Source organism: Flagellimonas yonaguniensis, from assembly GCF_029193885.1.
GTDB classification, from domain to species: domain Bacteria; phylum Bacteroidota; class Bacteroidia; order Flavobacteriales; family Flavobacteriaceae; genus Flagellimonas; species Flagellimonas yonaguniensis.
Map to the genome: position 1 here is coordinate 293,793 of NZ_JARFVB010000005.1, position 15,095 is coordinate 308,887.

The following is a 15,095-nucleotide window of genomic DNA, read 5'->3' on the forward strand; positions in this document are numbered from 1 at the left end:
ATATCAACAGTATTGTATGCCAATCATAACCTTAACCACCGATTTTGGATACAAGGACCACTTTGTGGGGGCTGTTAAAGGGGCAATACTGAGCAACCTCCCCGATATTAGCGTTGTTGATATTTCGCACGCCATCAGTCCTTTCAATATTCAGGAATGTGCCTATATCCTTAGAAATGCCTACCATTCGTTCCCAAAGGGAACGGTTCATATTGTTGGGGTGGATTCTGAAATTTCTCCCGAAAACGAGCATATCGTCGTTCAGGTTGATGGACATTATTTTGTAAGTGCCAATAGTGGGGTCATTTCCTTGATAACTTCCGAAGTACAACCCGAAAAAGTGGTGGAAATCAATCTGCCCAATGCAAATTCCGGTTCTTTTCCAGTACTCAACATTTTTGTTCAAGTGGCCTGCCATATTGCTCGTGGTGGTAAATTGGAGGTCATCGGTAGACCTTTCCAAAAATTACGTGAACTTCGGGATTTTGAACCGCGGATAACCAACGAGGGTAAAACCATTTCTGGCAACGTGATTTATATTGACAACTACGGGAACGTGGTCACCAATATCCAGAAAAGCCTGTTCGATGCCTATCGGAGCGGTCGTAATTTTGAGATTATAGCTCGGACCACCAAAATAAGGCAAGTACATCAGAGCTATAACGGCATCATCAACTATAACTTGGAACGAAACCAGCGTAAAGGTCCCGGGGACGCCTTGGCCTTGTTCAATTCTGCAGGCTACATAGAACTTGCCATTTATAAAAGTGACCTGAATTCCGTTGGGGGAGCCTCCTCTCTTTTAGGACTGAATTATAGGGATACGGTAACCATAAATTTCCTTTAAATGTTGATACGCATTGTAAAACTGACTTTTAAACCCGAAAATATTGCTAGTTTTGAGCGAATCTTTGAAGAAAGTAAAAATGGCATTCTGGCTTTTGAAGGTTGTAATATGGTAGAATTGTATCAAGATATCAATAATTCCAACATATTTTTCACCTATAGTTTTTGGGATACGGAATCACACCTGAACAATTACAGGGATTCCGATTTCTTCAAGGGGGTTTGGGGCAACACCAAAAAATTATTTGCCGATAAACCTGAAGCATGGAGTGTTCATAAAATTCAATCAACAAACCCATCTTAATGTTCGCAATTTTTAAGAGAGAGGTACGGTCCTTTTTTACATCGCCCATCGGTTACTTGATCGTGGGATCGTTTTTACTGCTCAACGGGCTTTTTCTTTGGGTCTTCAAGGGCGAATACAACATTTTTGATTACGGCTTTGCCGATTTGAGCAACTTCTTTTTGCTGGCGCCCTGGATTTTTATCTTTTTGGTGCCTGCCATCACCATGAAAAGCTTTTCCGAAGAACGAAAAATGGGCACGCTCGAATTATTGCTGATCAAACCTATCTCCGTTTGGAAGCTGGTCCTCGGTAAATTTTGGGGCGCATTCCTTTTGTGCGTCATCGCTGTAATTCCGACCATTGTGTATGTTTTTGCCATATCGGGATTGGGCATGGTGGAGAGCAATTATGATCTCGGCGTGGTATTGGGCTCTTACTTTGGATTGTTGTTTTTGATGGCCTGTTATACGTCCATCGGGATATTTGCTTCTACCCTTTCAGACAATCAAATCATAGCATTTTTGGTTGGGATTTTAGTCTGCTTTCTGATTTTTAATGGGTTTGATGCAGCATCTTCGCTGTTTTCAAATGGAGAAACACAGCAAACCATACAATCGCTCGGAGCAAAAGCACATTTTGATAGTATTGCTAGAGGTGTGATAGACACTAGGGATTTGGTCTACTTCATCTCGTTGACCTTGTTGTTTCTGTACCTCACTTTTCAACGTTTAAAACAATTGCCAAGATAATGGGAAAATTTTTTGTATCCATTTTAAAAGTGATTGTGGCCGTAGTGGCCATCAACCTACTGGCCAGTTTTTTGTACACCCGTTTTGACCTTACCGAGGATAAAAGATATACCCTTTCGGAACCTGCCGTAGCAGTAGCCCAAAAATTTGAAACACCCGTTATCGTTGATGTTTTGCTGGATGGGAACATACCCGCAGAATTCTCCAAACTCAAAACAGAGACCATTCAACTACTGGAATCCTTCGGATCCAAAAACAGCAACATCAAATATAATTTGGTGGACCCCATGGAGGATAGCGGAAATCCACAGGAAACCGTTGCCCAATTGCAGAGCTTGGGGTTACAACCTGCCAATGTTACCGTTGAGGAAAACGGAAAGGTATCCAACGAGCTGGTATTTCCGTGGGCCATGGTCAATTACAACGATCAGACGGTAAAAGTACCGTTGCTCAAAAATAAATTGGGTTCCACGGCAGAGGAGCGCATCAACAACTCGGTACAGCAATTGGAGTACGCCTTTGCCGATGCCTTTACCAAGTTGAGCATTGAAGAAAAAAAGAGCATCGCCGTTATCAAAGGAAATGGTGAACTGGATGATGTTTACATAGCGGATTACCTCACTACCATTCGAGATTACTACAACATCGGCGCTATAACTTTGGATTCTGTAGCCAGCAATCCGCAAAATGTTTTAGACCAACTAAAAAACTTTGATCTTGCCCTGATTGCAAAACCTACCGAAGCGTTTACCGATCAGGAAAAATACGTAATGGACCAATATATGGTCCAAGGGGGAAAATCCATTTGGATGCTAGATCAGGTCAATATGGAAATGGATAGCATTTATGCAGGTGGTGGAGAGGCCATTGCCGTGCCCAGAGACCTTAATTTGAAAGATCTGTTCTTTAAATATGGGGTACGCATCAATCCAGTTTTGGTCAATGATCTTTATTTCACCCAGATTGTTTTGGCCTCGGGAGAAGGGAACGATTCGCAATACAATCCCCTACCTTGGTTTTATTACCCCATGGTTTTTTCGCAGAACAACCACCCCATCAATACCAATATTGAAGCGGTACGATTACAGTTTACAAGTCCGATGGATATTTTGGAAAACGATTATCAGAAGACCATCTTGCTACAGAGTTCGCCGCTTTCCAAAACCGATGGAATTCCACGAGTGGTCAGTTTGGATATGATCAACCAACAACCAGATCAGGAAACCTATAACAATGGTAATTTGCCTTTGGCCGTTTTGATTGAGGGGAATTTCACATCCATGTACAAGAACAGGGTAAAGCCCTTAAAACTTCAAAATACCTTGGAAGAAGGTCCCGAAAATAAGATGATCGTTATCTCGGACGGGGATGTCATCAAAAACCAATTGCGCAATGGCAGACCATTGGAATTGGGGTACGATAAATGGACCAATAGCTTTTATGGGAACAAGGAATTCTTGGTCAACAGCACAAATTACCTCTTGGACAATACTGGGCTTATTAACATTAGAAACAAGAAAGTGGCCATTCCGTTGTTGGATGTCAAAAAAATTGCAGAACAAAAAAACAAGTGGCAGCTTGTAAACATAGGATTTCCAGTAGTTTTAACCCTGCTGTTCGGGTTATTCTTCGGCTATTACAGAAAACGAAAGTTTACCGCTTAGATGTTGATAAATTTGTTTCTCTGCTAAATCCATTTGGGATATATTTGTTTTTATTGATTTTATAGGCCCATTTACAGGGGGAAATTGCCAATAAGGCAACTATACTAAAGTATTTCGTTGATGAAGTTTATTGTATCCAGTACATATTTATTGAAACAGCTTCAGGTTTTGGGGGGAGTTATCAACAATAGCAACACCTTGCCCATCCTTGATAATTTTTTGTTCGACCTTAAGGAAAGTAAGTTAACGGTTTCCGCATCCGATTTGGAAACCACCATGAGCACGGTTTTGGAAGTGGATTCCGATTCCGAAGGAACCATTGCAGTTCCCGCCCGTTTGCTTTTGGATACCCTTAAAACATTCCCTGAGCAACCGTTGACTTTTGTTGTTGAGGACAACAATACAGTGGAAATCAGTTCCAACCACGGTAAATATGCCTTGGCATACGCCGATGGGGCGGAATTCCCAAAAGCAGTGGAAGTCTCCAACCCGAGCTCCACTACCCTATTGGGTGATATTTTGGCAACAGCCATCAACAAAACCATATTCGCTGCAGGAAATGATGACCTTCGCCCCGTAATGAGCGGTGTGTTTTTCCAGTTCTCTCCAGAGAATTTGACTTTTGTCGCCACAGATGCGCACAAATTGGTAAAATATCAACGTCAAGATGTGACAGCTTCCGAAGTGGCGGAATTCATTATGCCGAAAAAACCGTTGACATTATTGAAAGGAATTTTGGCAGGTTCTGAATCTGAAGTGACCATTGAGTACAACGATAGCAATGCCAAGTTTTATTTTGACAATACCGAACTGGTTTGTCGCCTGATAGATGGAAAATACCCGAACTACGAAGCAGTGATTCCAAAAGAGAATCCGAACAAACTGACGATTGCCAGAAATCAGTTCCAAAGTTCTGTGCGTAGGGTTTCCATTTTCTCCAACAAGACCACGCATCAGATACGTTTAAAAGTTGCTGGCGCAGAACTTAATATTTCCGCAGAAGATGTGGATTACAGCAATAAAGCGGAAGAAAGACTTTCATGTTCCTACCAAGGAGATGATATGCAAATTGGTTTCAACTCCAGGTTCCTTTTGGAAATGTTGAACAATTTGTCCTCGGATGAAGTTTCCTTGGAAATGAGCTTACCGAACAGAGCAGGTATCCTTACCCCAATCGATGGCTTGGACGAAGGCGAGCATGTAACCATGCTGGTGATGCCGGTAATGCTGAACAATTAAACTAACTATTCAACCATAGGGAAAGCTGGAGCACATTGTTCCAGCTTTTTGTTTTTATGATATGAACCTAATGGTCATAAAATGTGACGGGGATTCTCCGTTCGCAGCTTTGACAGCATTTACAATGGGTAGAATAAACCCAATGATTCCTACGCCTATCAAACCCAATATACCCAAACCTAATAGTAAAATGGCAGGAATACTGATGATGATGTAAAGTATAAGGCTGATTTGAAAATTGATAATGGCTTTGCCATGCTCGTTCATACCCTCTACTCTATCTTTGGATGACAACCATATGATCAAAGGAACAATAAGGCTCCCGAAGCCTATGGCATACCCCAATAATTGGGTCAGATGTGTTACAGCCAACAAAGTGTTGTCCGTTCTAACTGTTTTTTGATTTATAACTTCCATTTTTGATTGATTTTGATGATTCATCTTATAAGTATACAAATCACTGAAAATGTTACAAACGTCAGCTAATTTGTACTTTTGTAGCCATGTCGTACACAGATAACATTGTAGCCTTGGCAACTCCTTCTGGAACAGGCGCCATTGCGGTAATCAGGGTCTCTGGACCTGATGCCATAAATTTGGTGGATAAGTTGTTCAAATCCATTAAAGGCAAAAAATTGGCCAAACAGAAAAGCCATACCATCCATTTGGGGAATATCATTGATGGCGATAAGATTCTGGATGAGACATTGGTTTCCATTTTTAAAGGCCCGCATTCCTATACAGGCGAAAATGTGGTGGAAATTTCCTGTCACGGCTCTCCCTTTATTCAGCGACAGATTATTCAACTATTGCTAAGAAATGGGTGCCGTTTCGCCTCTGCAGGGGAATTTACGTTACGAGCTTTCCTTAACGGGAAAATGGATTTGAGTCAAGCCGAAGCAGTAGCCGACCTTATCGCCAGCGATAGTGAAGCTGCCCACGATATTGCCATGCAGCAAATGCGTGGCGGATTCAGTAACGAAATACAGGAATTACGACAAGAGTTATTGAATTTTGCTTCACTAATTGAGTTGGAACTCGATTTTTCACAGGAAGATGTGGAATTTGCCGATAGAACCCAGTTCAACGAATTGCTTACTCGCATCAGTACGGTGCTTAAAAAATTGATTGATTCCTTTGCGCTCGGGAATGTCATCAAAAATGGAATACCCGTCGCCATTGTGGGCCAGCCCAATGTGGGAAAATCAACCTTGCTCAATGTGTTGCTCAATGAGGAAAGAGCCATTGTAAGTGAAATCGCGGGAACCACTCGTGATACGGTCGAAGACCACATCAGTATCAAAGGCATCAATTTCAGGTTCATCGATACCGCTGGCATTCGTGAAACGGTGGATGTAGTGGAAAAAATAGGGATTGAACGCACCTTTGACAAGATTGAAAAGGCCCGCCTCATTATTTACCTTTTTGATGGGATGGAGTTTGACAAAGCAGAGCTCGACCATATTCAAAAACGCTACCCCAATAAGCAACTGTTGCCCATTTGCAATAAAATGGACTTACTGAGCCCCGACCAGAAAGAAAAAATAAAATCAGAAATACCCGATGTCCTTTTCCTTTCTGCAAAATTTAAAGAAGGGATTCCCGAGTTGGAAGCAAAACTCCTTTCTTTGGTGGATTCAGGAGCATTGAGCGGCGATACCACCATTATTACCAATAGCCGACATTATGATGCTTTGCTCAAAGCTTTGGAGGAAATCCAAAAGGTAAAGGAAGGGTTGGACATGGAATTGTCCAGCGATTTGATGGCTATTGATATACGACAGGCGCTGTATCATTTGGGAGAAATCACGGGGAATGTCACCACGGATGATCTCTTGGGTAATATTTTCTCCAATTTCTGCATCGGCAAATAGACAGTAATTTTATTTAATTCCATTTGACTACAATTGACTGATTATCAATTAGATGTTGATAACTTTAAAACTGTTTTTTTTCGTTATAATAGCTATTTTCCTACCTTTTTTGTGTCTCATTTGCGTCTCGTTAATTTTTAAACCCCACGAGACACAAAAATTTGTGTCCCATGATAAAAGCACACCTAAGAAAGAAACAATTAAAATCAGGAAAGCTGAGCTTATTCATTGAATATTACAAAGGAAACCGAACACTACCTAATGGTAAAACCAAATACCTCAGGGAATACGAGTACCTAGAATTGTATTTGATTCAGAATCCCAAATCAGCTAACGAAAAGAAAAAAAATAAGGAACAACTTGAGTTAGCTCAGCAAATCCTGGCCATTCGAAAAGCTGAAATCTATCAGGGAAAATTCAAGATACAGAACAACTCTAAAGGGAAGGCTTCCCTTCTCTCCTATTATGACCTTAAGAAGGAAGAACGCTATGAGACCAAGGGCAATTACGATAATTGGGATGCGGCTCAAAAGCATTTGGAAAAGTACTGTCCAGAACACATTACATTCAATGATATCGATGTGGATTTCATCAAAGGTTTTAGAAAATACCTGGACACAGTAGCGGTCACCAAAAGTGAGAAAAAATTATCCCAGAATACCAAGCATACCTATTTCAACAAATTCAAGGCTTGCCTCAGGGCAGCATTCGATGAGGGATTCCTAAAAGAGAATTTAGTAAAAAAGGTCAAAGGGTTTTCCATGGCCGAATCCACTCGGGAATACCTCACTTCCCATGAGCTTCAAAACCTGGCGAGAACGGAGTGCAGGTTTCCAAAGCTTAAACGCGCTTTCCTATTCTCCGCCCTAACTGGAATCAGATGGTCAGATATCAATAAACTCAAATGGGAAGAAGTACGTGATGAAGGGACCGATCAATTGGGAAGACCTATGTATCGTATTGTGTTCAAACAAAAAAAGACCGATGGAGTGGAATACCTATATATATCGAAACAGGCAAGAGATTTATTAGGTGAGCGTAAGAAACCCGAAGACAGGGTATTCAAAGGACTCAAGTATAGTGCCCATATGAACCTTCACCTATTGAGGTGGTGCATGCACGCGGGAATTACCAAACATATCACTTTCCACTCCGCCAGACACACCAATGCTGTCCTTCTATTAGAAAACGGTGCGGACATATACACGGTATCCAAGCGATTGGGCCATAGGGAGATCAGGACCACTCAAATCTATGCGAAGATCATTGATGAAAAGATGAAGCAAGCAGCGGATATGTTACCAAATTTGAATCTTGAAAAAATGGAATAGCCTTCATTTATAGATTTAAGTTCCGTCCCTAAAGCCTTGGGGCAAACCTCAAATACCCAAAAATTGAATGGAGATCCCAATTATGATTGTTGATAACTCAAATTTTTCGGTACATGAAGCCATTTTATTTGTGGACCATTGAAATCATTTTTGTTCAATTGATAGCAAAGCAATACAACTCATTGAATATCTGTATTTTGTGAATATTTTCACTATTTCCCCTATGGTTTAAACTGGCATTTCTCCCTACTTTTATCAACAGAATTCTACCATAGGAAACAAAGCGCTTTGTTCATTTTGAACCTTTAAATCCGATAAAATGAACAACATTGAATTAAACGAGAAACTCAACAACATTGAACGCCTTTTGCTGGGTTCAAAAAAAGTACTCACTTTTGACGAGGCCTGTGACTACACAGGTATATCAAGAAGCTATCTATACAAGCTTACCGCTGCAGGTAAAATACCCCATAGCAAGCCCAACGGAAAGTTGATCTATTTTGACATCGATCGTCTCAACAAATGGTTGTTGAGAAATGATAGAAAATCCACCTGTGAAACCAACGACCTGGCGGTTGAATATATCCTGAGAAAGGGATAGTCATGTTTCATATCAACTCATCATGCTATTTCTCCAAATAGCCAAAAAATCATTACATATGAAAAGTATTCCCTACATCAGGGTCGGGACCACGTTTTACAAGTTAGTTAGAATTCCCACCATTTCAGGACATTTCAATGAACTGCTGGTTCCCTGGAACGAACACATCATCAAACAGGACCATGGAAAGGATTATTTAAGCGATATCCCAAAATATGACGGGTTCGCCTGTATTCCCAGCCATATAGATTTCAAAAAGGAACATCATGGGTTTTACAATACCTACTCCCCTTTGGAGCACGAGCTCAAAGCAGGTGACTTTCCACATACCATGTCATTTTTGAACCATGTTTTTGGACATCAATTGGAACTGGGACTGGACTATCTGCAGTTGTTGTACCAAAAACCGGTACAGATACTTCCCATTCTGTGTCTGGTTTCCAAGAAAAGGAACACCGGAAAAAGTACCTTTCTCAAATGGCTCAAGGAAATTTTCGGAAATAACCTGACCTATCTGACCAATGACAGTTTCGGAAGCCAGTTCAACTCGGATTGGGCCAACAAACTATTGATTTGTATTGACGAGGTGCTGTTCAACAAGGAGGAACTGACCGAGCGCATCAAGTACCTGAGTACCACCAACCGAAATAAATTGGAAGCCAAGGGCAAGGACAAAAGAGAAGTGGAATTTTTTGGCAAGTTCATCCTTTGCAGCAACAACGAGGACAACTTTATCAAGATCGATGCCCATGAGACCAGGTTCTGGGTACGAAAAATACCCCCATTAAAAAAAGAAGATACTGGGTATTTGGATCGATTGACAAAAGAAATCCCTACCTTTTTACATTACCTGACAAAAAGAAAGCTCCATTCCCCGCAACGAACACGGATGTGGTTCTCCCCGAAGGAGGTATACACACCTGCATTGAAAAAATTGGTGTACAACAACCGTAATCGTGTAGAAAAGGAACTGGCCAGCCTTTTGATAAGTGCCATGGAAAAATTTGATGTGGACTTAGTGGACCTCTGTCCCATCGATGCCCTGCACCTACTCAATAGGACGAGGATCAAGACCGACCTGACCCAACTGAGGCGGCTGTTGAAGAAAGATTGGAAACTGGACAACCAGCCCAATTCCAACAAGTACCAAAAAATAACCATCTGGAACAACGGTGAGATCATTACCGAAAATGCCAAAGGGAGGTACTTTACCATAAAAAAGGAATTTTTGGTCCAAAATTTTGATGACTTGATGATAGATTGAGAAAATCCCATTATTTATAAGGGTTTAGGCTGTCATCACTTTATCATCATTCTGTCATCAAAATAAAAAATGATGACTGGGCCCATGAAAAGAAAAACAAAAACGATGAAACGATGATAAAATGATGACGGGGAAAGCACCAGTGTTTATAAGGCCTCCCAAAGATTTGTCATCAAATCATCAAAAATCACTCAACAACAAAGCCATGAAAGAAAAAAGAATGAACTGTGAAACGGCACGCAATCTTTGCATCATATCCGCATTGGCGGATATGGGATATTTCCCAACCAAGGAATCCAAAAGGGAAGCATGGTTCCTCAGTCCTTTTCGAAAGGAGACCCGAGCTTCTTTCAAGGTATCCAAAGTCCTTAACAGGTGGTATGACCATGGAGAGGGCATTGGCGGAAACCTGATTGACCTCATGACGAGAATTACCGGTTATTCCGTGTCCGAGGTATTGGAACTATTGGATGAAGGTTCATATGCCATACCCCCTACCTCGATAAAAACAACGGCCAAGACCAAGCAAGGCATTATCGTAGGAGAGGTAAAGGACATATCCCTACCAGCACTGAAGCAATATCTAGAGGATAGGTGTATCCCGATGGCCATTGCACGTTCCCATACAAAAGAGGTTCATTTTAAAATGGGCAACCGGGATTATTTTGCAATCGGCCTCAAGAACAACAAGGGAGGATGGGAACTCAGGAACAGCTTCCAAAAACTGTGCTCCTCTCCAAAGGCCATTACACATATCAAAAATGGCCAGGAAAAATTGGTCATTGTTGAGGGAATGTTCGATTTCCTTTCACTCAAAACCATGGTACCATCATGGTTAAAGGATTCTGACATATTGGTTTTGAACTCGCTTGCCTTTGCCAGTCAATTGGAGAATTTCATCGATAATTACAAGGAATGTAGATTGTTGTTGGACAATGACGATGCAGGGGATCGGATGACAAAAACCTTATTGGAAAAGTATGACAACCTTTCAGACAGCAGGAACCTGTTCAAAGGATTCAAGGACCTTAATGAAAAACTTCAATCTGACCATTTGATAAAAAATAAAAAGGAAGTGAGCTTAAACAATATCCTTTAAATTTTTAAGCTTTCTTCTATATTTTTCAATTGCTCCAGGGTTCAGGTCCATAATCAAATGTTTCTTACCAATTCGGTTTCTACTCTCCACCACATGGTCCAGGACATACCCAAAGTCACTTTTCAACTCCTCCATTTGCTCCTCCAAATGTTTGTACCTGATTTTTGGTACGGTGACCTCTGTATCCAATAGTTCAGGATTGGAAGGTGCTTTCTTCTCGGTCAATTGCTGCTCGTAAAAATCGAAGTCCCCCTCCCATTCTTCATCATAAGATTCAAGTTCTTGATTGAAGAGTGCCTGTATCATTCCGACAGTGGGCAAGGTCTGTTCCTTTTCGATGCTCCGTATGATCGCTATCATACCATTGAACCTACGCTTGATAAGATATTTGAGACTGGCGATGGTCTCCCCCATCTCCTGGTCCGGAGAGATACCATTACGTTCAAAAAAATCCAACATGGCCAATAGGGTCATTGAACGTGATTTACCCAATTTCTTGGAAAACCTCCTGAACTTTAAGGCCACCGACTGCTTTATGGCCATATTCCTGAATTTCTCTTTTTCGTATCCTTGGTCCATTTTTTCGTCAAAAATCCATTGATTTTACTGGGCTAAAAGCCTTTTTTCGTCAAAAATGCCATAAATGCCATTGTTCAATATTTTTGAAAAACCCCCTAAAAATGGGCTTTTCCGAAGGAAAATGAATCAATAGTGCCGCGCTTGCGCGCTATCCTCTTGCTCTTCCCTTAGTTTAGCGCCGGCCATTTGCATAGAGCTTTCTTTTTAGATTATAGTCATTTAAATGGCCGTTGTCTTTAACTCGGGAATAGCCTCGATGACCGTAAGTGGCCATCGACCGATAAAGGAGGATATGACAAATGCTTCGATCAATGGTACGGACTTTTGGAAAGTCAAATCAGGAAATTTTGCCGTACCATTATTGGTTCAACATAAAGTTATGTTTTATTGTACAAAAAACCCAATCATAATGATTGGGCTTAACAGGCTCCAAATATCACAATTCTCCTTTGTAACAAGTTATTGGATATCACATCAATCCATTATCGGCAAAACTGAAGTAACTGCCTTCGGGTGCCAATATGATATGATCGAGTACCTTGACATCAAATAGTTGCGCCGCCCGTTGGATTTTTTGGGTCAACTGTTTATCCATTTCACTGGCCTTCAATTGTCCCGATGGGTGGTTATGTGCCAGGATAATCCCCACGGAAAGCGTCTTGAGTACAATGGCAAAAAGGATTCGCATATCCACCAAGGTTCCCGTGATACCACCATGGGACAATGGATAAATTCCTTTGACCTTGTTAGAGCGGTTCAGCAATACGATCATAAAAGTCTCGTGCAGTCCAATGGTGTCAGCGTCCCAATTATTGAACAAAAGTTGGGCCACCTCATTGGAGTTCGTAATCGAGAGCGATTTCAGGGTTCCAAGCTTTTCCCTGTAACTTATCTGTATTTCGTTGACTTTGTGTTCCATGCTCAATACCTTGAAAGTTGAAAGAAAAAGGCGCCCCGAACCATGGAGCGCCTCCGGTTTCTATTCCTCATTGTTGCCTCCCAATAATAAGATCTCACTAACCACAACCTCGGTCACATAACGTTTGTTACCTTCCTTATCCTCGTAGGATCTGGAGGTAAGTTTTCCCTCAACGGCAATTTCCTTGCCCTTGGCCACGAAGCCCTCAATAATATCGACGAGTTTTCCCCAGGCGATCAGGGTATGCCATTCCGTATTGGTGATACGCTCCCCTTCAGAGTTTTTGTAATGATCATTGGTGGCCAGGTTCACTCGTGCCATGCGCTTTCCATTCTCAAAATCAGTGATTACAGGGTCCTGTCCCACGTTGCCTATCAGCTGTACTTTGTTGCGTAATTTTCCCATGTTAAAAAGGTTTAAAAGATTAATAATTACCCCTTGGTTCCTTTGGTCGTTGTTGTCCAAATTTTAAGGGGGCGTTCATTTGGTTTCCTTTGTGCACAGCACAATGAAAGAAGAGGGTTCTGTCAAGGCTTTTGACAGGAAATCGGGAGGGTACGTGACGTAGCAAAACCCTTGGGTTTTCAAGGAAATGGATACCCTATTTGCGGGCAAAACTGGTCTTGGCCTTGAGAGGTTCCACAAGGGCCCTTGGGATTTCCATCTGACCCAGTGCCAAATGAGCGAACGGGAAGTTGAGCGAGTGAAGTCATTGGTGTCCTGATTGGAAGTCCCTGGGCACTGCCCTGTTTTTCGATGTCCCGGAAAACAAACAAGGGCTTCTTTTATTATAACCCCTTAAAATTTCATCAGTTTATGTCCATATTTGATATATATGGATAGGATTTTGTAATTTTGAAAAACCAATATTGCATTTGCCATGAATATCAGTTTCACAAAAAAACAGGAAGAATACATTGCCAAACAAGTTGCGACCGGCGAATATCAGAATAATAGTGAGGTCATCCGTGATGCATTACGGCTACATAAAATTTACAGGGACAAGGTCATTGACGATCTCAGAAGGGAGATAGCGAAGGGTTGGAACGGCCCAGAAAGTCCCAGAACAATGGATGAGATTATCGCTTCAAAAAAGAACGGATGATAAACGGATACGTTCTATCGCAAGAAGCGGACAATGACATTGAGGATATATTCAAATATGGTGAATACCGTTTTGGAACTTCCCGAGCAATCGAATACCTGATTGGCTTGAACGACCATTTTAAAGCAATTGCCAAAAATCCTGATATTGTAAAGGATAGAAGGGAAATTAAGGATGGACTTTTTAGTTTCCCATATATTTCCCATATAATTTTCTATCGTAAAATGAAAGGATATATACGAATAGTAAGAGTTCTGTACGGGGGAAGGGATTTGGTAAAGTTTCCAAGTTAAAAGTTCAGATAAACAATAGCAGACCATGTTTAAAAAATGGATTCAATGCTCCATCAATGATTACCATAGAAAAAATTAAAATATATGCAAAGTACGGTGGTGATTCGGACCACTTGGCTAGGCTAAATAACCAGAAAGATATACAGTTAATCAATGATGATTGGTCACTAATTGATAGTTTTATAATGGACATTGGTTTGGTAGAAAGGAATCTGACCTCTGAAGAATTTGCAGAAAAATTAAAAGCTAGATTACTCAATCAAACTGATAATGAAATGACCATTCTCGAACTTAAAAAGTTAAGTAAGAGATTTTATTGAAACTAAAGTTCAAATAAACGATAGCTGACTAACCTATTAACAAGGGGTAAGTTCTCACTATAAATTTTAAAAAGTACCGTACATATAATAAGTGGTGCAAAAAAGTATTATATTGCATCACAAAACATAAGTCCATGGAAACAGTTAGAAAGTCAATCACTTTTACAAATCAACAAGATGGTTGGATTAAGCTTAGGGTTCAATCAGGTGACTTTACCAATGATAGTGAATATATAAGGGATTTGGTAAGAAAGGACCAGGAAGAAAACATGAAACTCGCGGAGCTCAAGGCCGCAATTGATGATGGATTGCAAAGTGGCAGAAGTAATCTAAAAATAAGTGACATTATCGCAAAAGTTGATAATGGGGAACTATAATTTATCTACCAGGGCCCAATATGACTTAGTTGGCATTTATAAATATGGTATAAAGTTTTTTGGTCCTGAACAGGCCTCCAAGTATTTATTGAATTTGGAAAGTTTTTTAGAGGAACTCGCCGAACGCCCAGAATTGGCCAAAGACGCATCGGCCATTTCCGGTCCTTTAAAATACTACAGCTATAAAGCTCATGTCATCTTCTACCAATTTGATCGTGTTAACGAAATTTTTATTGTTAGGGTGTTGGGCAAACGAATGAATTTTGTAGAGCATCTTTAAAGTTTCTAAAAACGATGAAAAGTGGCTAAAAAAAGGACTGAACAAATTATTCATGAAGATGAAATCGAAATAGGACCTCTTTAACTTCAATTGATGTTTGGCCAATCATGTAAAGATAATATTGACATTGCGGTTAATTCAATTTTCTGTGATTGTGGCGCTCAAAACAGAAAGTTAATCAATTACAAAAGTTACCTTAATGACCTAAATGATATTATTTTAAAAGGATGGTGTAGTTCATGTAAAACCGTTGCCTCCCGATATATATT

19 protein-coding genes are annotated in these 15,095 nt (G+C 40.7%); 15 read left to right on the plus strand and 4 right to left on the minus strand.

Annotated features, from left to right (window positions below; genetic code table 11):
* The first annotated feature begins 16 nt into the window (after positions 1–16).
* The 5 genes from PY092_RS11130 to dnaN all read left to right on the plus strand — a co-directional run bounded on the left by PY092_RS11130 (position 17) and on the right by dnaN (position 4,784).
* On the plus strand, positions 17–847 hold the full coding sequence (locus PY092_RS11130; protein WP_275615899.1) for an SAM hydrolase/SAM-dependent halogenase family protein: 831 nt from the start codon (positions 17–19) through the stop codon (positions 845–847).
* Entirely contained in the window at positions 848–1,150 is a 303-nt protein-coding gene (locus PY092_RS11135) for a putative quinol monooxygenase (RefSeq protein WP_275615900.1), read from the plus strand.
* A complete protein-coding gene (gene gldF, locus PY092_RS11140) occupies positions 1,150–1,881 on the plus strand; it encodes a gliding motility-associated ABC transporter permease subunit GldF (RefSeq protein WP_275615901.1) in 732 nt (243 codons plus the stop codon). Before PY092_RS11135 ends, gldF begins: the two co-directional genes overlap by 1 nt.
* On the plus strand, positions 1,881–3,545 hold the full coding sequence (gene gldG / locus PY092_RS11145; RefSeq protein WP_275615902.1) for a gliding motility-associated ABC transporter substrate-binding protein GldG: 1,665 nt from the start codon (positions 1,881–1,883) through the stop codon (positions 3,543–3,545). Before gldF ends, gldG begins: the two co-directional genes overlap by 1 nt.
* A 120-nt stretch (positions 3,546–3,665) precedes the next feature.
* Positions 3,666–4,784, plus strand: a complete 1,119-nt coding sequence (dnaN, locus tag PY092_RS11150; protein WP_275615903.1) for a DNA polymerase III subunit beta — start codon at positions 3,666–3,668, stop codon at positions 4,782–4,784.
* Positions 4,785–4,838: 54 nt separating this feature from the next.
* Here the strand turns inward: dnaN and PY092_RS11155 are convergent, their stop codons facing one another.
* On the minus strand, positions 4,839–5,201 hold the full coding sequence (locus PY092_RS11155) for a DUF4870 domain-containing protein (RefSeq protein ID WP_275615904.1): 363 nt from the start codon (positions 5,199–5,201) through the stop codon (positions 4,839–4,841).
* Positions 5,202–5,287: 86 nt separating this feature from the next.
* On the opposite strand from PY092_RS11155, the gene mnmE reads away from it, so the two are divergent.
* The 5 genes from mnmE (at position 5,288) to PY092_RS11180 (ending at position 10,953) form a co-directional block, all read left to right on the plus strand.
* Positions 5,288–6,658, plus strand: coding sequence for a tRNA uridine-5-carboxymethylaminomethyl(34) synthesis GTPase MnmE (mnmE, locus tag PY092_RS11160; protein ID WP_275615905.1), 1,371 nt, complete (start codon positions 5,288–5,290; stop codon positions 6,656–6,658).
* 173 nt (positions 6,659–6,831) lie between these two features.
* Positions 6,832–7,989: a site-specific integrase gene (locus tag PY092_RS11165; protein WP_275615932.1), complete on the plus strand. Its 1,158-nt coding sequence runs from the start codon at positions 6,832–6,834 to the stop codon at positions 7,987–7,989.
* Between the two features lie 319 nt (positions 7,990–8,308).
* Positions 8,309–8,590, plus strand: a complete 282-nt coding sequence (locus PY092_RS11170; RefSeq protein ID WP_275615906.1) for a helix-turn-helix transcriptional regulator — start codon at positions 8,309–8,311, stop codon at positions 8,588–8,590.
* 58 nt (positions 8,591–8,648) lie between these two features.
* Positions 8,649–9,854 carry a primase-helicase family protein gene (locus PY092_RS11175; RefSeq protein ID WP_275615907.1) on the plus strand — a complete coding sequence of 402 codons (1,206 nt, stop codon included), beginning with the start codon at positions 8,649–8,651 and terminating at the stop codon, positions 9,852–9,854.
* 205 nt (positions 9,855–10,059) lie between these two features.
* Positions 10,060–10,953, plus strand: coding sequence for a toprim domain-containing protein (locus PY092_RS11180; RefSeq protein ID WP_275615908.1), 894 nt, complete (start codon positions 10,060–10,062; stop codon positions 10,951–10,953).
* On the opposite strand, the gene PY092_RS11185 is transcribed toward PY092_RS11180, so the two are convergent.
* The 3 genes from PY092_RS11185 to PY092_RS11195 all read right to left on the minus strand — a co-directional run bounded on the left by PY092_RS11185 (position 10,936) and on the right by PY092_RS11195 (position 12,856).
* Positions 10,936–11,532 carry a BfmA/BtgA family mobilization protein gene (locus tag PY092_RS11185; protein ID WP_275615909.1) on the minus strand — a complete coding sequence of 199 codons (597 nt, stop codon included), beginning with the start codon at positions 11,530–11,532 and terminating at the stop codon, positions 10,936–10,938. The two genes, PY092_RS11180 and PY092_RS11185, sit on opposite strands and share 18 nt — an antisense overlap.
* Before the next feature lie 469 nt (positions 11,533–12,001).
* Positions 12,002–12,451 carry a JAB domain-containing protein gene (locus tag PY092_RS11190; RefSeq protein WP_275615910.1) on the minus strand — a complete coding sequence of 150 codons (450 nt, stop codon included), beginning with the start codon at positions 12,449–12,451 and terminating at the stop codon, positions 12,002–12,004.
* 60 nt (positions 12,452–12,511) lie between these two features.
* The gene (locus tag PY092_RS11195; protein ID WP_275615911.1) at positions 12,512–12,856 is read right to left on the minus strand and encodes a single-stranded DNA-binding protein; all 345 of its coding nucleotides are present in this window, start codon (positions 12,854–12,856) and stop codon (positions 12,512–12,514) included.
* A gap of 475 nt (positions 12,857–13,331) precedes the next feature.
* Here PY092_RS11195 and PY092_RS11200 point away from each other — a divergent pair, with 475 nt between their 5' ends.
* The 5 genes from PY092_RS11200 (at position 13,332) to PY092_RS11220 (ending at position 14,826) form a co-directional block, all read left to right on the plus strand.
* Positions 13,332–13,556: a type II toxin-antitoxin system ParD family antitoxin gene (locus tag PY092_RS11200; protein ID WP_275615912.1), complete on the plus strand. Its 225-nt coding sequence runs from the start codon at positions 13,332–13,334 to the stop codon at positions 13,554–13,556.
* Positions 13,553–13,849: a type II toxin-antitoxin system RelE/ParE family toxin gene (locus tag PY092_RS11205; RefSeq protein WP_275615913.1), complete on the plus strand. Its 297-nt coding sequence runs from the start codon at positions 13,553–13,555 to the stop codon at positions 13,847–13,849. Before PY092_RS11200 ends, PY092_RS11205 begins: the two co-directional genes overlap by 4 nt.
* Positions 13,850–13,905: 56 nt before the next feature.
* On the plus strand, positions 13,906–14,169 hold the full coding sequence (locus tag PY092_RS11210; RefSeq protein WP_275615914.1) for a hypothetical protein: 264 nt from the start codon (positions 13,906–13,908) through the stop codon (positions 14,167–14,169).
* 134 nt (positions 14,170–14,303) lie between these two features.
* On the plus strand, positions 14,304–14,546 hold the full coding sequence (locus PY092_RS11215; protein WP_100818947.1) for a type II toxin-antitoxin system ParD family antitoxin: 243 nt from the start codon (positions 14,304–14,306) through the stop codon (positions 14,544–14,546).
* The gene (locus PY092_RS11220; RefSeq protein ID WP_275615915.1) at positions 14,533–14,826 is read left to right on the plus strand and encodes a type II toxin-antitoxin system RelE/ParE family toxin; all 294 of its coding nucleotides are present in this window, start codon (positions 14,533–14,535) and stop codon (positions 14,824–14,826) included. Before PY092_RS11215 ends, PY092_RS11220 begins: the two co-directional genes overlap by 14 nt.
* Positions 14,827–15,095 lie beyond the last annotated feature (269 nt).